Origin of the sequence: Halomonas sp. 3A7M, assembly GCF_014897875.1 — a bacterium.
GTDB lineage: Bacteria > Pseudomonadota > Gammaproteobacteria > Pseudomonadales > Halomonadaceae > Vreelandella.
Genome location: NZ_JABUZD010000038.1, coordinates 18,244 through 37,576, shown reverse-complemented (window position 1 = coordinate 37,576; position 19,333 = coordinate 18,244). Strand labels below are relative to the sequence as shown.

Here is a 19,333-nt window from a genome sequence, read left to right as displayed (position 1 = left end):
AAGCCGTTCTAACCGGCCGTGAACAAAATGAACAAAACGCACAAAAAGCACTTTTTGCCATTAATGGTCATAAGCTTGTCGCGAGGAGTAGCGGTCTTCTAATGTGCAGGGCGTAACCACACAAAGATACGTAGATAACAACCATCTATAACACAGCCAATATAACAACATAGCTAATGTGGAGAACGCCCATGACCATGCTTCCCCTAAAGCGCTTTGCCGTGCTTGCTTTACCGATGGCAGCCTTTGCCATGACAACGTCCGCCAGCGCCCAAGAGTGGACACCGAGCCGTTCGATTGAGTTTGTTGCACCGGCCAACCCCGGTGGCGGCTGGGACACGCTAGTGCGCACCATGTTCCGCGTTATTCAGCAAGAAGAGCTGGCCGACGAAAGCTTCGCAGCCATTAACGTACCTGGCGGCGGCGGTGCAGTTGCCTGGGCTCAGGTAGCCCGTGATAGCGGCAATCCGCATAAACTTTTCGCTACCAGCCCGCCGATGATTTTAGTTCCCCTGGCAGGCGCATCGCGTTACGACCACACTGATTTCACCCCGATTGCGCGCATCAATACCGACTATTCGATTATTTTGGTGGCGGCAGACTCCGAGTATCAAAACCTGGATGATCTTTTCGCAGCGCTCAAAGAGAACCCTAGCTTAAGCGTGGGTGGCGGTAGTGCGCCGGGCTCGATGGACCACATCTCGGTTGCCGGTCTTGCTTCCGCGGCGGGTATGGAAGCCTCCTCGGTCAACTACATTCCCTTCTCAGGTGGTGGCGATGCCATGACTAACCTGATGGGTGGCCATATCGAGGCAGTTATTGGCGGTGCCGGTGAAGCGGTAGGTCAGCTGGGTGAAGGTAGCCAGCTACGCGCGCTGGGCGTGTCTTCCGCAGAGCGCCTGGGCGGTGGACTGGCCGATGTACCCACTTACCAAGAGCAGGGCTACGACTACACCTTCGATATTTGGCGTGGCGTAATGGGCGCGCCGGAAATGCCTGAAGAGGCGGTTGAATATTACGAGACGCTCTTCGCCGAAATGCTCGAAACGGATGCATGGCGCGAAGCAAGCGACCAGCTGGGCTGGATTGATGCCTACCAGGATAGCGACGCCTTCGCTACCTTCCTGGATGAGCAACAAGAGCAGTTTAGCAGCGTGTTGACCGACCTGGGGCTGATGCGCCAGTAAGCGCTCGTCCCAAAGGCTCCCCCGGTGGCAGCGTGCCACCGGGATCTTCCGTCTGATACCGCAAGGGTCTTGCTGTTCAGCAATGACGTCTTCGGAGAGCTTTCCCATGACTCGATTCAATACCAACCAATGGCTAGCGCTTGTGTTGGCGTTAGTGGCGGCTGCCTATCTGGCAATGGCCTGGCAAATCCCCAACTTTCCGCTGCCCCGCCCAGTGGATTCTGACCTATTTCCAAAAGTGTTAGGTGTTTCTCTGCTATTGCTGTCGGCGTGCTTGTTTTTTGAGCGTCCGGGCCCTATTGCGGGTGCCGATCAGATTGATCAAGCCGAAACCCAGGGGCCGCTACTGCTAACGCCTTGGGCGCGGGTGATCGTCACCGCCATCGCCATTGCGGCCTACGCGTTCCTGCTTGTGCCGTTAGGCTTTGTGCTGGCTTCAACGCTGCTGTGTGTTGGCCTAACCGCTTACTACGGCTACCGCCGCCATGGGGTCAATCTGGCAACATCGCTTGGGGTGGTGTTAGCGCTGTATTTGACCATGACGCGGGTAATGGATGTTTACCTACCCACTGGCGTGCTGCCGTTTTAACCAGGCCGCGCTTGCCCACTGTTAGCGGGTTTAAAAGAGAGACACTCCCATGGATGCCTTTAACAATCTAATGTACGGCTTTGGCATCGCGCTTGAGCCTATCAATATCGCTTACGTCTTTGCCGGTGTCTTTGCTGGCACCATTATCGGCATGTTGCCCGGCCTTGGGCCGATCAGCGCGTTGGCGCTGATGATCCCGATTACCTTCGCTATGGAGCCCTCTTCAGGGCTGATCTTGATGGCCGGGGTGTATTACGGCGCTATTTTTGGCGGCTCCACCTCGTCTATTTTGCTGAACGCCCCCGGTGTGGCGGGAACGGTTGCGACCTCTTTTGACGGCTATCCGATGGCCAAGCAAGGGTTGGCAGGTAAGGCGCTGGCGATTGCCGCTTACTCCTCCTTTGTTGGCGGTACCATCTCCGTTGTTTTCTTGATGTTAATTGCGCCGCTGCTCTCCAAAGTCGCGGTAAGTTTTGGCCCTGCTGAATACTTCGCGTTGATGGTGCTGGGCTTAACCGCGGTTGTGTCGCTATCCGATAAGTCGCTGGTTAAAGGCTTAATTGCCGCTGTTATCGGGGTGATGATCTCGATTGTCGGGATTGATATGCAAACCGGCACCGAGCGCTTTACCTTTGGCTCTATTCACCTGCTCGACGGTATCGACTTTCTGGTCGTCGCGCTGGGTATCTTCGCGTTAGCCGAAGTGTTCTACATGTTGCTGCGCGGAGGTGGTGGTAAAGAAGCGCCACGTAACGCGATCGGGTCGTTGAAATTGTCCCGCAGTGAAGTCAAGCAGATAGCAGGCCCTGTTAGCCGCAGTTCAGTATTGGGCTTCTTTACCGGTGTACTGCCGGGCGCCGGCGCGACCATCGGCTCGTTTCTTGGCTATAGCATGGAAAAACGCATTGCCAAAGACGGCGATACCTTTGGTAAAGGCAACATCAAAGGCGTTGCTGCGCCAGAAGCGGCAAATAATGCGGCGTGCACCGGTTCGTTTGTACCGCTGTTAACCTTGGGGGTGCCGGGGTCTGGCACCACCGCCGTACTGCTTGGCGCACTGTTGGTGATGGGCGTTAATCCTGGCCCGATGATGCTTGAACAGCGTCCTGATGTGTTCTGGGGCGTGGTCGCCAGTATGTATATCGGCAATATCTTCCTACTGGTGCTTAACCTGCCGCTGATTCCGCTGATCGCCAAGATTCTCGATCTGCCCAAGCCATTGTTGCTGTCACTGATTTTGATCTTCTGCATGATCGGTGTGTACGGTATGAGCTTCAGCGTGTTCGACTTATTACTGCTGCTTGGTTTTGGCTTGGTTGGTTTGGGAATGCGCTTGTTCGGCTTCCCTGCCGCGCCGCTGATTCTGGCGCTCATTCTTGGCAACATCATGGAAGAGTCCATGCGTCGCGCGCTGCAGATCTCCGGTGGGGATTGGACGACCTTTATCGACAAGCCGATTTCACTGTCGTTACTGGTCATCGCTGTGCTATCGCTTGGTTTACCGCTGCTGAAAAAGCGCCGCACTAAGCGTTTGAACACTGCTGAATAGAGCACCGGCAGGCGTGTAAAGCGTCCTAGGGTTTCCTAGGGCGCTTTTTTTATGCAAGCAATGGGGCGGGATTAATCGCCGTATGCAACGCAAAGCGCACTATTGGTGCGAGGTGTCGTTGTGGTGCATAAACAGCGTGCATTTTTTGGATGTTGGCGCGCCACGGTAGTGCGGTCGGTGAAAACGGGACTACTTTTTCTATAACTAACTTTTTGATTTTAATATTTTTAGTGTTTCTTTTTGTCGTGTGGCGCAAACCTTGCAAAAGCTAGGAGCTAGTGGATGCACCAAGCCCCGTAATAATTGTTCCCGCGTTACATAACGGGAGTCCTTGGCCGCGAAGCTCAAATAACGAGCCCCGTCATAAGGGGCGCAAGGAGGTTCAAGTGACCACATTGCAGCGCAAGACACACCCTCGTACCGTTGGCCGTTTCGCTACTGCCTTAATGGCCGCCGCCGTTATGGGGGCCAGTACACAGGCCATTGCCCAGGATGATGATCCAATCAAGGTCGGTATCCTTCACTCACTCTCCGGCACCATGGCGATCAGTGAGACGGTGCTTAAAGATACCGTTGAGATGCTTATTGAACAGCAAAACGACGCGGGTGGCTTGCTGGGTCGCCAGCTTGAAGCAGTGGTTGTCGACCCTGCCTCTAACTGGCCGCTATTTGCTGAGCGTGCAAGAGAGCTATTGGCGCAAGAAGAGGTCGACGTGATCTTCGGCAACTGGACCTCCGTTTCCCGTAAGGCAGTACTACCGGTAGTGGAAGAGCTTAACGGCCTGTTGTTCTACCCGGTGCAGTATGAAGGTGAGGAGTCCTCGGAAAACGTCTTTTATACCGGTGCCGCCCCCAATCAGCAGGCGATTCCTGCGGTTGAGTATCTGATTAACGAAGTCGGCATCGAACGCTTTGCGCTGGTCGGCACCGACTACGTCTATCCGCGCACCACCAACCGTATTCTCGAAGCGTTCCTCAAAGATGAGCATGGCATCGCTGATGAGGACATCATGATCAACTACACGCCGTTCGGCCATTCAGACTGGCAGAATATCGTGTCAGAAATACGCCGCTTTGGTGAAGAGGGTAAACCCACGGCGGTTATCTCGACGATTAACGGCGATGCCAATGTGCCGTTTTACACCGAACTTTCTAACCAAGGCATCGATGCTGCCGATATTCCGGTCATCGCCTTCTCTGTGGGCGAGCAAGAGCTCACCGGCATCGATACGGGGCCGCTAGTCGGCCACTTGGCGGCCTGGAACTACTTTATGAGCGTCGATACTGATGACAACTACGACTTTATCGACGCCTGGATCGACTACACCGGCGACGAAGAGGCCGTCACTAACGACCCCATGGAAGCGCACTACATTGGCTTCAACATGTGGGCCGAAGCGGTGCGTAAAGCAGGCACTACCGACGTGGATGCGGTGAAAGACGCGATTATCGGTGTTGCCGTGCCTAACCTTTCCGGTGGCTATGCGGCGATGATGCCCAACCATCACATCACTAAACCGGTACTGATTGGTGAAGTTCAAGACAATGGCCAGTTCGATATTGTCTGGCAAACGCCTTCTACCGTAGCGGGCGATGCCTGGTCTGACTACCTGCCTGGCTCACGTGATTTGATTGCCGATTGGCGCAAGCCCATGGAGTGCGGCAACTTCAACGTGGTGAACGGCTCGTGTGGTGGCAGCACCGCAGCAGAAGAAGCCGAAGCGGCTCTCGCTGAGTAAGTAAAGCGATATATAGCAGGGAAATGACCGCTGTTAACGCTGTGGTGTAAGGACAGGTTGAAGCGAGGGGCTTTCGCCATGGCCGGAAAATGCTCCTGGCTATTCCGGCATTTCCGCCATCCATGGCGGTCAGATGGCGAAAGTAGCGCCCATGGATGGGTTCACAGCGCCCTCGCGGAAACTTGTTCTTGGCACCGTTATCTTCAGTTCCCCCCTTTTTGTTAACCAAAGGAAGAACCCCATGAGGCGTTTCTTTTCCTTAGGGTTGCTGTGTCTGCTGTTGTTAAGCGTCACAGTCACCGCCCAGGCACAAACAAGCGCCACCGTTGAGGCTGATGACGCAGCGGCGCTTGAGCTACTAAACGCGCTGGACGTGCGTTCCTATTCCGCCAAAGGCGAAGCGATCAACGCTATTTTGCAAAGCGATGATGAGCGCGCGCGTGATTGGCTGCAGTCCTTGTTGGACGGTCGCTTGCAGCGCACTGACGACGGTCGTTTTGTGGTGGTGCTCGACAATCAAGGTCGCGATTGGCCAGTTGCAGATGCGCTGACCAATGAACCGCTGGGGGAGATGTCCCGCCGCGACCTGGATCGTATAGGCATTAATAACAATCTACGCAATCAGCTACGCAGCGCTATTGCCGTAGTGGACTTGTATTCGCCAAACGTTGAGCGCCGGCGTACTTCCGCCAGCCGCTTACTGGGCGAGGTCGATGAGGAGCTGGCCGAACCGCTCAGTCAACTGATTGCTGACGAAGAAGACGCTGAGGTAGTGCGCAGGCTGACCCAGGCGCTGGCGATTTACCAAGTTGAAAGCGGCGAGCTTGAAGGCGTTGAAACGCTGCGAGGCAGTTTGCATCCACGTGTTCGAGTAGCGCTTAGTCGCGCGGCGAATAGCGATGACCCCATGATTGCCGATGCCGCCAATGAAGCGCTGAGCAGCATCGAGCAGAATCTCAAAATTAACCGTGGCCTGGAAACACTCTACTTCGGGCTTTCGCTTGGCTCGGTACTGGTGTTGGCGGCGATTGGCCTGGCCATTACCTTTGGCGTGATGGGCGTTATCAATATGGCTCATGGTGAGCTAATCATGCTCGGCGCTTATACCACCTGGATGATGCAGCAGCTGTTGCCCGGCCAGCCAGGATTGGCGCTAATTCTGTCGATCCCTGCGGGCTTTATGGTGGCCGCGCTGGTGGGCATTGCCATTGAGCGGGGCGTTATTCAGTTCCTGAAGGGGCGTCCGCTGGAAACGTTGCTGGCGACGTTCGGTATCAGCCTGATTTTACAGCAGCTGGTGAGAACGGTGATTTCACCGCTAAACCGTACGGTCATAACGCCCGAATGGATGAGCGGTTCATTAGTGATTAACGATGCGCTGTCGCTGACTCTTAATCGTATGTTTGTACTCGGTTTTGCACTGGTGGTGTTTGCCGCGCTGATGCTGATTATGCGCCGCACGCGACTAGGGCTTGAAGTGCGTGCAGTGACCCAAAACCGCGCCATGGCACGCTCCATGGGTATCCGTGCCACGCGGGTCGATATTATGACCTTCGCATTAGGGTCTGGCGTCGCTGGTTTGGCAGGCGTTGCGTTATCACAGCTGACCAACGTTGGCCCCAATCTGGGCCAGAACTACATTATTGATTCCTTTATGGTCGTCGTTTTCGGCGGCGTGGGAAATCTATGGGGCACTCTGGTGGCTGGGCTTTCCCTGGGCATTATCAACCAGGTGTTGGAACCCTGGGCGGGCGCCGTGCTGGCCAAGATTATTGTCCTGGTGTTCATCATTCTGTTTATTCAAAAACGCCCGCGTGGACTCTTCCCGCAGAAGGGCCGGGCTGCGGAGGGCTAAGCGATGTCATCAACGATCTCATTAATGACGCAATCATCTTCACGCCAGTTTTGGCTAACCCGCCCGTTTAGCGAACGGGCCACGCAGATTTTTCTTGGCGTGCTGTTTGCCGCCCTGTTGCTGGTTACGGTGCTCCATTTAGCGCTGCCCCAAGGCCACCCGCTGCACGTTAATGCTTATACCGTGAATCTGTTCGGTAAGTACTTAAGCTACGCGCTGCTGGCAGTGGCGGTGGATTTGGTATGGGGCTATTTGGGCATTCTGAGCCTGGGCCACGGGGCGTTTTTTGCCATTGGCGGTTACGCCATGGGCATGTACCTGATGCGCCAAATCGGTGATCGCGGTACTTATGGTGACCCGGTACTGCCGGATTTTATGGTGTTTCTCAACTGGGACAGCTTGCCCTGGTACTGGCTCGGTTTTGATATGGCCTGGTTTGCGTTTGCCATGGTGCTGTTAGCCCCTGGGCTATTGGCCCTGGTCTTCGGCTTTTTAGCGTTTCGCTCGCGGGTCACTGGGGTGTATCTGTCGATTATTACCCAGGCGCTGACTTTTGCCCTGATGCTGGCATTCTTCCGCAATGAGATGGGCTTTGGTGGCAACAACGGGCTGACCGATTTTCGTGAGCTGCTGGGCTACAACCTACGCAGCAACGACACCCGCTTAGGGCTGTTTATTGCCACCGGGGTTGCGCTGGCGCTGGGTTACATCCTGTGTCGGGCGATTGTTACCAGCAAACTAGGCCGGGTATGTGTGGCAACCCGGGACGCCGAGGCCCGCACGCGGTTTATTGGCTACCGGGTCGAGCGCTTCCAGCTATTTGTATTCGTGGTTTCCGCCATGCTGGCAGGCTTGGCTGGCGCGCTTTATGTCCCTCAGGTAGGGATTATCAACCCCAGTGAGTTCTCACCGATTTTCTCGATTGAAATTGTGCTGTGGGTGGCACTGGGTGGCCGCGCCACGCTTTATGGAGCGGTTATCGGGGCGATCTTAGTCAACTACGCCAAAACCATCTTCACGGGTGTGATGCCGGATGCATGGCTGTTTGCCCTGGGCGCGATGTTTGTCTTGGTCACGGTGTTGCTACCTAAAGGCGTGGCGGGATTATTGCTCCACCTAAAACGCCGCAAAAAATCCGCTACCTTGCCGAAGGAGGCTACCGCATGAGCTTGTTGCAATCGCTAACCACGCGGGATCGGGTATTTGATTTTATGGCTCCTCAGGCATCACCGGTAGATGTGCGTCATGGCCCGATTCTGTATATGGAAGATGTCACGGTGAGCTTCGATGGCTTCAAGGCTATCAATAACTTAAACCTGACTATTGATGACGGTGAACTGCGCTGCATTATCGGCCCCAACGGGGCCGGTAAAACCACCATGATGGACATCATTACTGGCAAAACGCGCCCCAACGCAGGCAGCGTGTGGTTTGGTAGCCGTCATAACCTGCTGCAAATGAATGAGCCGGATATCGCCAGCTTAGGGATTGGTCGTAAGTTCCAAAAGCCCACGGTATTTGAAGCGCTGAGCGTGTTTGAAAACCTGGAGTTGGCGATGGCCGCCGACAAGCGTATTTTCCCCACGCTGACTGCCCGCATGAGCGGTGAAATTAAAGACCGTATCAATGAGGTGCTTGAAACGATTGGCCTGACCGAGCTGCGTTACCAGCCAGCAGGGATTCTTTCCCACGGCCAAAAGCAGTGGCTGGAAATTGGCATGCTGCTAATGCAGCGCCCGCGTTTACTGCTGGTAGATGAACCCGTTGCCGGGATGACGGAACAGGAGATGGAGCGCACCGCTGAGCTGCTGACGGGCCTGGCGGGTAAGCAGTCGGTGGTTGTGGTCGAGCATGACATGGGCTTTGTACGCTCCATTGCCCGTAAAGTGACCGTATTGCACCAAGGCAGCGTGCTGGCGGAAGGCAGTATGGATCAAGTTTCAAGCGACCCTAACGTGGTTGAGGTGTATCTGGGTGCGGACGACGAGGAGGCTGCCTAATGCTGGCGATTGAAAAACTTAACCAGTTCTACGGGGAAAGCCACACCTTGTGGGATTTAGACCTCGACGTGCCTGAAGGCCAGTGCACTTGCGTGATGGGCCGCAACGGGGTGGGTAAAACCACCTTAATGAAAGCCATTATGGGCGAAGTGGCCGTAAAGAGCGGCCAACTGCGCTATCAGGGGGAGGGTAGCGACATTGAGCTGACCAAAAAAGCGGTGGAAGCGCGCTCTCGCTTGGGTATTGGCTTTGTCCCCCAGGGACGGCAGATTTTTCCGCTGCTCACCGTGGAAGAGAATCTACGCACCGGCTTGGCAGCGCGCAGTGATGGGCTGAAAAAAATCCCCGAGCGTATCTATGAACTGTTCCCTGTTTTAAAAGAGATGAAGCACCGCCGTGGCGGTGACTTATCCGGTGGGCAACAGCAGCAGCTCGCCATCGGTCGCGCGCTGGTAATAGAGCCCAAGCTGCTGATTTTGGATGAACCCGGGGAGGGCATTCAGCCCAATATTGTGGCGCAAATCGGCCAGGTGATTCGCCAGTTGATTAAAGAGGATGGCTTAACGGTACTGCTGGTTGAGCAGAAGCTACCTTTTGCCCGCAAATACGCCGACCGCTTTGTGATTATGGATCGTGGCCGTCCGGTGGCCAAAGGCGAGATCGCCGAGCTTTCTAACGAACTGATCAAGCAGCACCTGACCGTTTAAGTTATCCACACCTACGCCCGTTTGGCTGGCGCAGGTGGGGTGTGCATATTGACAAGCCTAGTTGTGAAAAAACAACGGGTGCCAGGACAAGCGCATCGCTTGTTTCAGCCATCTAGAAGTCTAAAGAGGCCGAAAACATAAAGGTGCGGGGGGCTCCTAGTGCAAGGCTTGAGAGTTGTGGCATGGCCCAGTACGCCTTATCGGTTACATTGTCGATAGTGGCGCGCAGCGTCAACGGGTAGCCGGAAAGGTGAGTAGTGTAGCGTGCACCAACGTCGTAAATGGTGTGTCCAGGAACCGACAAGGAATTGTCACTATTAATATACTGCTCTGACATTGCGGTGGCATTAGCGGTCAGTGTCAGCCCTGGTGCTGCGGATAGATCCCATTCAGCGCCTAGCTTGGCTTGAAGGTCGGGCACGCCAGTGGCCTGACTACCCTGGTTTTCATCGCTAGCGGCGCGGGTGACTTTAGGGTCTACATAGGCAATCCCACCCATTAAGCGGAGGTTGCTAAGCGGGCTGCCGAAGAAGTTCCACTCCGCTCCTCGGTTGCGCTGCTCACCGCCAAACGAGAAGATATTAGTTTCCAGGTCGGTGTAACTGCTGGGCCGCTTGATTTCATAAAGGCTAAGTGTGTGTGAGAAATCGCCTAGGTCAAACTTCACCCCAATCTCGTTTTGTTTGGTCTTATAAGGTTCAAATACCTCACCAGCATTGGCAGCACTCATAGGTGCCGTGGCCCCCTGACTGAGCCCCTCGATATAGTTGGCGTAGAGTGATACCTGGTCGGTTGCTCTGAAAAGTAGCGCTGCAGCGGGGGTGACCGCGCTTTCATCATAGCGGGAGATGCGTGCGCCGCTCGTCACGCTGTAGGCGTCGCTCACTACCTCTTGGCGTCGGGCGCCGAGGGTCAGTTGTAGGCGATCATCGGCAAATGAAATCGTGTCCGCCAGACCATAGCTGTTCAAGCGTAGCTCTGTATGCATGATATGTGGGGTGATAAATTCGGCAGCGGCGCCCCACTGCGGATCGTATAGATTAGTGACCCAGTCTGCACCGGGAACGGTTCTGCGCCCGTAGTCATGTTGCTCATGCTCGTAATGAGTGGCATTGACGCTAATGGCATGGCTGACGGCGCCGGTTTGGAAATGACCGCGAACCCCAACTTCCGCTGATGTTTTTTCGACATCGAAGGCGAGCTGACCAATGCTTGTACGATAGTTACCTTGATCATCAAGCACCAAGGATGACATGGCGCCATTGTAGGTGTAGTTCGTTTCGCTTCGACCCACTGATGCGTACCCCATGATTTCATCGGTAAAGTCGAATTCGCCACGCACGATGGCTCCCTTGTCGCGCGTGTTGGCAAAGGCCCAGTCAGGGTTGATCAGTGTATCGGAGTCGGGAGGTGTCGGTACTGCCAGGCCTGGCGTCAGGTTGACCCCTCGTGTTGGCCCATCGATGTGGTCGTCCGCACTGTACAAGTCAGCTGATAGGCGTGCTCGCTCACCGCGCCAGTCCAGTCCCAGAGCCCCCATTTGAACGCTTGGCTTCTGGTTATTCACAGCACCCTCGCCGTCGCGGTATACACCGTTAAAGCGAATGCCAAACTGCTGGTTGTCTCCCACACGTCGGCCAACATCAAGGTGTCCGCCAAACTGCGCGTCGGACATGTACGTGGTGGTGAAGCGCGTCAGCGGCTCATCGCCAGCTCGCTTAGGAACCAGATTAATGGCACCACCAACGGAACCACCTGGTGGCATCCCGTTGAGTAGCGCCGAAGGCCCTTTGAGCACTTCAATACGCTCGAACATCTCGGGGGACGTGCGGTAGTAGGGAGCCATCCCGGCAAGGCTATCAAATGTCGTATCAGTGGTGCTGGAATTGAATCCGCGGATCGAGTAATTCTCGCTCCAGGCACTGGTGACGCCGTTGCTGAATACGCTCGGATCGGTAGCCGCAATGACATCGGCAATATTTTGGGCTTGTTGATCCTGGATAAAGCGATCCGTATAGCTGATGGCATTGAACGGCGTTTCCATAAAGTCCCTGTTGCCCAGAAAACCGGCTCGATTGCTATAGGTCACCTGGCCACCTGCGTACGTATCGTTTACTGACGTTGCTTCACCGTGTACGGTGACCGGCGCCAAGGCCACGGCATTACGCGTCTCGCTCTGCTCGGTGGCCTCGGCAGTCTGTGCAAGTGCCTGTGAAGAAAGCAGCATAAGAGCGCTCGCACTCAGGGCTAACGGAAATGTGCTCCTGACGAGCAGTGGAGGGCTTAAACAGGCAGCGAGACGCAGTGGTGTTCTCGCCCATTCCAGTTGTGCTTTAGGGTGGTGAAGTAAGGCCATGTCGGTCTCCTTTTATATCAGACAGGCGGAGCTACGCCGCTCCAGTCGAGCCGTCGTTGGAACGCTCGATACAGCAGTCGGCTAAATCTTTTTTGAAGTACTTTGGTTGGTTAAGTCGCTAGTCGCGATACCCATCGATAATGTCATCCGCGATGATCTCTAGGGCGCTCACGCTGGCGGCGGTGACATACCAAGCTTCGGGGTCGACATAGATCACCCGGTTATTTCGCCAAGCGCTGGTTTGGCGTATCAGGGGATTTGCCATGCTACTGGCATCCATGGCGGGCCGGTGCTCCATTACGGCAGTACGATCCACGACATAAATGATGTCGGGGTCGGCCTGTTGAATGAATTCACTGGAGACAGGCTGGCCGTGCATGCTGGTATCGATGCCGGGAGCCGCAGGTTCAACGCCTAGCTCGGTGAAGATGAAACCGTAGCGCGACTGCACTCCGAAGGAGTTGAAAGCGCCATTGTTATGCAGCAGGATAAGTGCTCTCTCTGGTCGGCCCTGAGTAACACGCCTAACTTTCTCGACTGTATTGTCCAGCTCGGCCGTGCGTTGACGGGCCAGCGCCTCCTTGCCAAAGATCTCCCCAAGATCGATGAGATGGTCTTTGATAACGTCAATGTGGTTGCTCTGGCTGTTACGGTAATCCACGTCGAAGTGGAGCGTCGGCGCGATTTGAGTTAATTCGTGATAATGGTTGGCCTGTAACGATGTCATGAGAATTAGATCAGGGTTGGCTCGATGCACCCGCTCAAGGTTGGGGCGCACGATAGAGCCCAGATCTTCAACCGCCGGATTGTGTCGATACTCCTTGAGAAAATGGGGAATAAAGTCCTTCGGCATGCCCACCACTGGAACGTCCAACTGATCCAAAAAGTCGACTTCATTCATGTCGAGCGCTGCGACTCGATGTGGGCGGTGGTCGATCACAGTGCTTCCCAGCGCGTGCTGAATCGTTAGCGGTGTCATGGCCTCCTGTGTGGGCATGTCGTTGGCCTGATCGCACCCTTGCATCAATGCCATCGTAGCGAGAAGGAGAAGGTGTGCCAGGCGGCTACTGTTGAGATATCGCGTCATACCAGGTTTCCTGAGGGCTTGAAGTAATTGCATAGATAGCCGCGCTCGTCACGGGCGACGTCGAAGTTCAGTCCATAAAGCTCACTCAAGCGCTGCTCGGTGATGACGTCGGTGACGTTGCCATCGCAATGCACTGCCCCACCCTTCATGGCGACAATGTAATCGGAGTAGTTGGCGGCAAAGTTGATGTCATGGACGACCAGAATGACCGTTCGTCCATATTCGTCGCAGAGTCGGCGAAGGGCCTGCATGATCTGAACGGCATGCTTGATATCGAGGTTGTTCAGAGGCTCGTCGAGCAGCAGGTAATCGGTTTGCTGTGCAATGGTCATGGCCAGGAACGCCATCTGACGCTGGCCGCCGCTGAGCTCATTCAGATAAGCTCCGCGTAGAGCCGTCAGCGATAGAAACGACAGGGCATCATCGATCACTTGATGATCGTGCTGAGTGAGTGTGCCGTGGGTGTAAGGAAAGCGACCAAAGGCGACCAACTCCTCGACGGTCAGGCGCAAGTTGAATTCAGGCGTTTGTCTCAGCGTGGCCACCCGTTTGGCATACTCGCCGATGCGAATGTTCTCTACCGGGGAGCCGTCAAGCCGAATGACTCCTTGAGAAGGCTTTAGCAGTCTTGCGATCATCATCAGCAGGGTCGTTTTGCCTGCCCCGTTTGGGCCCACCAGTGACGTCAATTGACCCGTCGGGAAGCGGAGATTGATAGCCGATAGCACTGTGCGGCTAGCATAGGTTTTATGAAGGTCTTGAACCGTAATCATGCCGTGCCCCGCGTCCGCACCATCAGCGACAGGAAGTAAGCCCCACATACGAGGTTGACGAGAATGCTGACGGTGGTTTTGTAGTTAAAGAGATGTTCGACCAGCAGTTGGGCGAGGAGGAAAGTGGCGATGGCGATGGCGCATCCTAAAGGCAGTGTGACTCGATGCCGGTAGGTGCCTGCCAGCGCGTAGGCAGTATTGGCCACGAAAATGCCCATGAATGCCGTGGGGCCAAGCAGGCTAGTCGAGATGGCTACCAGCGCGGCAATCAAGAAAAGCTGGCGTTGTACGCGACGTCGATAGTCGATGCCGAGCGAGATGGCCTGCTCCCGGCCTAGCAACAGCACGTCGAGCACCGGAAGGGCCTTGTAGCCCACCAGACAGATCGTGACCACGATGGGGGTAGCGTAGAGCAGTTGTGCAGCGCTGGCTTTGCCGAAAGTGGCTTGGCTGTACCCCAGCAGAATGGAAAATTCGCCCGGGCTCATCTTGAGCTGAATGAACTGCGTAAGGGTGGTAATGACCATTGTCAGCACCAGTCCGACTAGCAGCAGGAAATAGACGTTGTCTCTACCATCGCGAAACAGCCAGCGATGCAGCACCCAGGAGTAGCCAAGCATCAGCAGCATAGAGAGTATGACGTTGCCGTGCTCGCCGAGTACCACCAGACTGCGGGTGCCCAGCATCAGCATCAACAGAGCCTGAAACAGCAGATAGATGGACTCGTAGCCCATGATGGCGGGCGTTAATATCCGGTTGCCGGTAAGACTTTGAAACGCAATGGACGACCAAGCGACGCAGATGCCGCCGATCACCATAGTGGCCAAGCGTTCCAGTCGTTTCGGAATGACATAGTCGAAGTCGAGTCCTGAGCGCACGAAGATAAAAGCGAGCGCTAGAACGATCACGGCTGCCCAAACGGTGTGGAGAGTCTTGGCTGTCATCGTTGTGCTCTCCCGATAATCAAGATCAGAAACAGCACTCCCCCGACGCAAGCCGTTGTTAAGCCGATGGGCACTTCAAAGGGGTAAATCAGCAGCCGACTCACAATGTCGCAGGCCAGCAGCAAGGTTGCCCCCGACAGTGCTACTACTGGCAGTGTGCGAGTCAGGTTATCGCCGTAGTAGAGCGCCACCAAATTGGGAATCACTAAGCCGACAAAGGGAATGGCGCCCACAGCGATGACCGTGACCGAGACCGTGATGGCCACCAGCATCAATCCTAGTATGGCGATGGCAAGATAATTCATGCCTAGGCTCACCGCCGCCGCCTCACCCATGCCCAGTACCGTGAAGCGATGGGCGTAGAGGTAGGTAAGCATCACGACCGGCAGAATGAGGTAGATGATTTCGTAATGGCCTTGCACGATCTTTGAAAAGTCGCCCAGTAACCAGCCCTGCATGCTTTGCAAGATGTTATGGCGGTAGGCGTAGAACTCGGTAAGGGCGCTTAGCATGCCGCCGTACATCAAACCGATGACGGGAATCAGCACGCTGTTGGTGAACTTGATGCGGCGAACGATAGTGATAAATACGACATTTGCAGCGAAGCAAAAGAGCAGCGCGGCAAGCATTCGTAATCCAGCGCCAGCTGCAGGCATTAGGGTTAGCGATACGAGAATGCCCAGTTTAGCTGCATCAAGCCCGCCCGAGGTGGCTGGCTCCACGAACTTGTTACGCACGATGTGCTGCAGAATCACGCCGCAAATCGACAGACCTACACCAGTCAAAATAACGGTGATGAGACGCGGCAGTCGGCTGGCTGTGAGCGTCAACCAGGCATCATCCGACAGAGTGATTAGTTGGTGCCAGCTCAACTGCTGCGCGCCTATCAGTAACGATACTCCGCAAAGCAATACAAACAGACAAGGCAGATACCCACGCATCAGGTGTCTTCTCTCCCTTCTGCATTCGGTGTAATGCGCCATGTTTTAGCGGCCTGGCGCTGGCCAAGAAAGGTGGCGTAATGCCCTTTGTGGACGAGTAGTTCAGCGGGTGTACCCTGCTCCACGACGCGACCGTTATCCAGTACGATGATCTGGTCGGCCATGGCCACGGTAGATAGCTGATGAGCGATCACTAATAGCGTACGTTGACCACGCAGCCGTGCCAGTGTCTGAGTAATGATGGCCTGGTGCTGTGGATCCAGTGCGGCCGTCGCTTCGTCTACCAGCAAGATGGGAGCATCTTTGATCAGTGCTCGAGCGATCGCGATGCGCTGACGTTCTCCACCGGAAAGGCGGACACCTGCTTCGCCCACCGGCGTGTTTAGCCCCTGGGGTAAGCGTTCGAGTATCTCTGTGACGCCCGCAAGATTTGCCGCTTCCATTAGCTCGGCATCGCTGGCTTCGGGGCGGCCAAAGCGTATGTTGTCGGCTATGCTGCCAGCAAACAGATGGCTCTCCTGGAGGATCTGGCTAACATAGCCTGCCAACTGAGCACTGGACATGTCGCGCACGTCGACACCGCCAATGAAAACGCGGCCCTGGTCGACATCGAAAAAACGTGCCACAAGGCGTGCGATAGTGGTCTTGCCCGAGCCCGATTCGCCGATCAATGCCGTCATGCTGCCGGGCTTGACCGACAGACTCACTCCGTTGAGCACATTGGGCGCATCTGCGGCATAGCGAAAATGTACTGCGTGAAGTTCGATAGAGGTATCACGCGGCGGCTGAGGCGTGGTTGTCTCGGGTAAGGGCGATGCGTCGAAAACAGTTTTTATTGTCTCCAACTGCCCTTTGGCGCTGCGTAGAACGTCGCTATGCTGGGCCACATCAAGCAACGGCTCGATAAACCGGCTGATCAGCAACAGCGCCACAATAACACTGGTGACGTCAGGTGCCTTCAGCGGCTCACCCAGCAGCGTATTGATCCACACCATGATGGTGATCAGCAGGGCAGCAAATACCGCCTGCACTGCCCATGTATTGAGTAGCGCCGATAAAGCCGAAAGGCAGGCTAGCCTTGTGCCGGAATGGTGCTGCTTCTCCAGTGCGTTCTCCAGAAAGCGCGTACTCTGGCCTTCGCCGCTGAAGGCGCGTAATACCGCCTGCGCATTGGCGAATTCGACTACCCGCTGGCTGGTTTCGGAGAAGTTCTGCTGGAAGGCCCGGTCGGCGTGACGGGTGAGCTTGGAAGTGAGCCATAACACGCTCACCAGTGGCGCTAATGCTATCAGTGCTGCGATACCGAGCGGCGTGTGCAGCGCTAACAGAGCGATTAGGATGACCAGTGGCACGACCAGGCCGGTGATCACCGGTGTGAAAACGTGGGCGGGAAGCTGGGCTACCGCCATTATACCTTGAGTCACTACATGGTTAAGACGCGCAGTATTGGTGCTGGTAAACCAGCCAACGGGCAGGCGAGCTACATGGCTGCCTAGACGGTGACGCCCAGACTGTAGGACGGCGACGCCCACACGAACGCCCGCCTTCTCTACATGTGATCGCACTAACCAGCACGCGAGAATACCCAGCAGCAGTATGGCCAACCATACACTGGCGTTGGACGAATCTCCGGACATCAAATAGGTGATGATGGGGATAAATGTCAGGATTGTGAGGCCGCTAAGCAAACCATAGCCAATAGCTAGCCCGAGATAACGACGTAAGAGCACGACGTTCTCGCCGAGCAGATGAGTCAGTATTTTCAGCACGTTGATACCTCTGATTCCAGCGTTGAGGTGGCGTTGCTCAAGGCCCAAAGGCGGGCATATAGGCCATGTTGAGTGAGAAGGTGATCGTGGTTGCCCTGCTCGACGATCATGCCGTCATCGAGTACCAGGATCTGATCGGCGTATCGGATCGTATCGAGTCGATGGGAGATGACGATCAGCGTGCGTCCGCGGGTTAGCCGAGCTAGCGCTTCCTGAATGACCAGTTCGCTACTCGCGTCGACTGCCGCCGTTGCCTCATCCAGCACCAGTAGAGGAGGATCAAGCAAAATGGCGCGGGCAATGCTCACACGCTGCTGTTCACCACCAGACAGTTGGGTGGCGTCGTCAACGACAGCGTCATAGCCACCGGGTAATGCGAGGATGCGCTCGTGAATATTCGCCGCGCGAGCCGCGTCCTCAATCTCTTGCTGGCTGGCGGAAGGACGGCCCAAGGCAATGTTGTCGCGGATGCTGGCATGGATAAGGCGGACGTCCTGCAGGACAAAACCGATATATTGGTAAAGTGTCGCCGTTGAGAGCTGGCGCAGATCCACACCGCCTAAGGTGATGCGCCCCTGGGTGGGATCAAAGAAGCGCAATAGCAGTCGTGCCAAAGTCGACTTGCCCGCTCCAGATGGCCCGACAATCGCAGTGACACTTCCTGCGGCAAAGGTGACGTCGAGATTCGAGAGCCCACGATGTCCGTTATCATAGGCGTAACTCACGTTGTCGAAACGAATTTCGTTGTTTGCTGGCAGTGGCTGCTGGTCAGAGAGAGGCGCTTGCAAGATAGGCGTTTCAAGTAGCGCCATGACGCGTTGCGCAGCGCCGGTTGCACTGCCCAGGTCGTGCAGCAGGGTATGCAGAAGCAGCAAAGGAGCACAGATCCCTGGCGCCACCAGAATGAACGGCACCAAGTCGACGGGAGTCGTCCAGCCGTTGACGACAGAAATTGTTCCGCACAGCAGAGTCAGTCCCAATATCGTCACCGGCGTTACCATCGCATGAACATGAGCCATGGAGGCGACCAACGGGCGGGTAAAGCGATCAAATGCATCGGCAAAGCTATTCACTGCGTCCTGATAACCGCGATAGGCCTGTCCGGTGGTGCCGAACGCTTTCACGTCGGGGATGCCGCTAATGAACTCATTGATGGCACTGTTCATGTGCTCAAGCCGTATCACGAATTCTCCCATGTTGGCTTTGCTGGATTGCATGAGCCGATGCAGAAACAGAAAGAAGCCGGGCAGGGGCAACAGGGTTATCACCGCGATTCGCCAATCCATCGCAAGCAGATAAATCACTGAGATCGACAGAGCCCCAAGCGCGCGCCCGACGGCGGTATAGAAGTGCGCGGTTAGGCTGTGCAGCGTCGCAATGTCATCCTGCATCGCTTGCTTGACCTGCCCGGAGGTTTGGCCGGTAAACCAGCCAAGCGGTGCCTGGGCCAAGCGGCTGAGCACGGCCTGACGTAGATGATGTGTCAGACGGTTATCCGCCAGATGCGCGATCAGCTCGCCGAGGAACATGCTTCCCATGCCGATGAAGACGCTGACGATACTGGCTGTTACCACCCACGCGATGTCGCGTTTGCTGCTCGCAGATAACTCCCAGGCTTGGTCTGAAGCGGTGGCGAGGATCTGCGCGATGTGCGCCATGCCGGCTAGCGGTATCATCGTGAAGATTGTGCCGATGCCCGCCAGGGTGGCGGCTATTAAGAGCCGTGTGCGGATGGGGGCCAGTATTCGGCTGATGGGACCTTGGCCAGTCGGCGTGGTTTGCGTGTTCATGAATCGTTGCTACTCGGTCATGGGGCGTTTAAGTGATTACTCTCAGA

15 protein-coding genes are annotated in these 19,333 nt (G+C 55.6%); 8 read left to right on the top strand and 7 right to left on the bottom strand.

The features are described 5' to 3' along the window. Positions 1-191 precede the first annotated feature (191 nt). The 8 genes from INT19_RS03040 to urtE all read left to right on the top strand — a co-directional run bounded on the left by INT19_RS03040 (position 192) and on the right by urtE (position 9,626). Entirely contained in the window at positions 192-1,187 is a 996-nt protein-coding gene (locus INT19_RS03040) for a Bug family tripartite tricarboxylate transporter substrate binding protein (RefSeq protein WP_193059673.1), read from the top strand. 106 nt (positions 1,188-1,293) lie between these two features. Further along, the gene (locus tag INT19_RS03035; protein WP_038479364.1) at positions 1,294-1,776 is read left to right on the top strand and encodes a tripartite tricarboxylate transporter TctB family protein; all 483 of its coding nucleotides are present in this window, start codon (positions 1,294-1,296) and stop codon (positions 1,774-1,776) included. Between the two features lie 49 nt (positions 1,777-1,825). Beyond that, positions 1,826-3,325, top strand: a complete 1,500-nt coding sequence (locus INT19_RS03030) for a tripartite tricarboxylate transporter permease (protein WP_146942373.1) — start codon at positions 1,826-1,828, stop codon at positions 3,323-3,325. Positions 3,326-3,711: 386 nt separating this feature from the next. Further along, positions 3,712-5,064, top strand: coding sequence for an urea ABC transporter substrate-binding protein (urtA, locus tag INT19_RS03025; RefSeq protein ID WP_038479358.1), 1,353 nt, complete (start codon positions 3,712-3,714; stop codon positions 5,062-5,064). 241 nt (positions 5,065-5,305) lie between these two features. Then, a complete protein-coding gene (gene urtB / locus INT19_RS03020; protein WP_146942377.1) occupies positions 5,306-6,919 on the top strand; it encodes an urea ABC transporter permease subunit UrtB in 1,614 nt (537 codons plus the stop codon). 24 nt (positions 6,920-6,943) lie between these two features. Beyond that, positions 6,944-8,086 carry an urea ABC transporter permease subunit UrtC gene (gene urtC, locus INT19_RS03015; protein WP_226916741.1) on the top strand — a complete coding sequence of 381 codons (1,143 nt, stop codon included), beginning with the start codon at positions 6,944-6,946 and terminating at the stop codon, positions 8,084-8,086. Continuing rightward, the gene (gene urtD, locus INT19_RS03010) at positions 8,083-8,919 is read left to right on the top strand and encodes an urea ABC transporter ATP-binding protein UrtD (protein WP_193059671.1); all 837 of its coding nucleotides are present in this window, start codon (positions 8,083-8,085) and stop codon (positions 8,917-8,919) included. The genes urtC and urtD overlap by 4 nt, the downstream gene beginning before the upstream one ends. Beyond that, positions 8,919-9,626 (top strand): urea ABC transporter ATP-binding subunit UrtE, encoded by a 708-nt coding sequence (gene urtE / locus INT19_RS03005; protein WP_193059670.1) that lies wholly within the window; start codon positions 8,919-8,921, stop codon positions 9,624-9,626. Before urtD ends, urtE begins: the two co-directional genes overlap by 1 nt. 112 nt (positions 9,627-9,738) lie before the next feature. Here urtE and INT19_RS03000 read toward each other — a convergent pair whose 3' ends face one another. The 7 genes from INT19_RS03000 to INT19_RS02970 all read right to left on the bottom strand — a co-directional run bounded on the left by INT19_RS03000 (position 9,739) and on the right by INT19_RS02970 (position 19,286). Continuing rightward, entirely contained in the window at positions 9,739-11,982 is a 2,244-nt protein-coding gene (locus INT19_RS03000; RefSeq protein WP_193059669.1) for a TonB-dependent receptor, read from the bottom strand. A 118-nt stretch (positions 11,983-12,100) separates the two neighbouring features. Then, complete coding sequence (locus INT19_RS02995; RefSeq protein ID WP_226912765.1) at positions 12,101-13,069, bottom strand: siderophore ABC transporter substrate-binding protein; 969 nt, start codon at positions 13,067-13,069, stop codon at positions 12,101-12,103. Then, positions 13,066-13,842: an iron ABC transporter ATP-binding protein gene (locus tag INT19_RS02990; protein WP_193059667.1), complete on the bottom strand. Its 777-nt coding sequence runs from the start codon at positions 13,840-13,842 to the stop codon at positions 13,066-13,068. The genes INT19_RS02995 and INT19_RS02990 overlap by 4 nt, the downstream gene beginning before the upstream one ends. Beyond that, the gene (locus INT19_RS02985) at positions 13,839-14,786 is read right to left on the bottom strand and encodes an iron chelate uptake ABC transporter family permease subunit (RefSeq protein ID WP_193059666.1); all 948 of its coding nucleotides are present in this window, start codon (positions 14,784-14,786) and stop codon (positions 13,839-13,841) included. Before INT19_RS02985 ends, INT19_RS02990 begins: the two co-directional genes overlap by 4 nt. Further along, positions 14,783-15,727, bottom strand: a complete 945-nt coding sequence (locus INT19_RS02980) for an ABC transporter permease (protein ID WP_193059665.1) — start codon at positions 15,725-15,727, stop codon at positions 14,783-14,785. The genes INT19_RS02985 and INT19_RS02980 overlap by 4 nt, the downstream gene beginning before the upstream one ends. Next, positions 15,727-17,496 carry an ABC transporter ATP-binding protein gene (locus INT19_RS02975; RefSeq protein WP_193059664.1) on the bottom strand — a complete coding sequence of 590 codons (1,770 nt, stop codon included), beginning with the start codon at positions 17,494-17,496 and terminating at the stop codon, positions 15,727-15,729. The genes INT19_RS02980 and INT19_RS02975 overlap by 1 nt, the downstream gene beginning before the upstream one ends. Next, complete coding sequence (locus tag INT19_RS02970) at positions 17,490-19,286, bottom strand: ABC transporter ATP-binding protein (protein WP_193059663.1); 1,797 nt, start codon at positions 19,284-19,286, stop codon at positions 17,490-17,492. Before INT19_RS02970 ends, INT19_RS02975 begins: the two co-directional genes overlap by 7 nt. Between the last annotated feature and the right edge of the window lie 47 nt (positions 19,287-19,333).

Bases quoted from the DNA above. Each gene is read 5' to 3' on its own strand.
- INT19_RS03040 (WP_193059673.1), top strand. From the start codon at position 192: ATGACCATGCTTCCCCTAAAGCGCTTTGCCGTGCTTGCTTTACCGATG.
- INT19_RS03035 (WP_038479364.1), top strand. From the start codon at position 1,294: ATGACTCGATTCAATACCAACCAATGGCTAGCGCTTGTGTTGGCGTTA.
- INT19_RS03030 (WP_146942373.1), top strand. From the start codon at position 1,826: ATGGATGCCTTTAACAATCTAATGTACGGCTTTGGCATCGCGCTTGAG.
- urtB (WP_146942377.1), top strand. From the start codon at position 5,306: ATGAGGCGTTTCTTTTCCTTAGGGTTGCTGTGTCTGCTGTTGTTAAGC.
- urtC (WP_226916741.1), top strand. From the start codon at position 6,944: ATGACGCAATCATCTTCACGCCAGTTTTGGCTAACCCGCCCGTTTAGC.
- urtD (WP_193059671.1), top strand. From the start codon at position 8,083: ATGAGCTTGTTGCAATCGCTAACCACGCGGGATCGGGTATTTGATTTT.
- urtE (WP_193059670.1), top strand. From the start codon at position 8,919: ATGCTGGCGATTGAAAAACTTAACCAGTTCTACGGGGAAAGCCACACC.
- INT19_RS03000 (WP_193059669.1), bottom strand. From the start codon at position 11,982: ATGGCCTTACTTCACCACCCTAAAGCACAACTGGAATGGGCGAGAACA.
- INT19_RS02995 (WP_226912765.1), bottom strand. From the start codon at position 13,069: ATGACGCGATATCTCAACAGTAGCCGCCTGGCACACCTTCTCCTTCTC.
- INT19_RS02990 (WP_193059667.1), bottom strand. From the start codon at position 13,842: ATGATTACGGTTCAAGACCTTCATAAAACCTATGCTAGCCGCACAGTG.
- INT19_RS02985 (WP_193059666.1), bottom strand. From the start codon at position 14,786: ATGACAGCCAAGACTCTCCACACCGTTTGGGCAGCCGTGATCGTTCTA.
- INT19_RS02980 (WP_193059665.1), bottom strand. From the start codon at position 15,727: ATGCGTGGGTATCTGCCTTGTCTGTTTGTATTGCTTTGCGGAGTATCG.
- INT19_RS02970 (WP_193059663.1), bottom strand. From the start codon at position 19,286: ATGAACACGCAAACCACGCCGACTGGCCAAGGTCCCATCAGCCGAATA.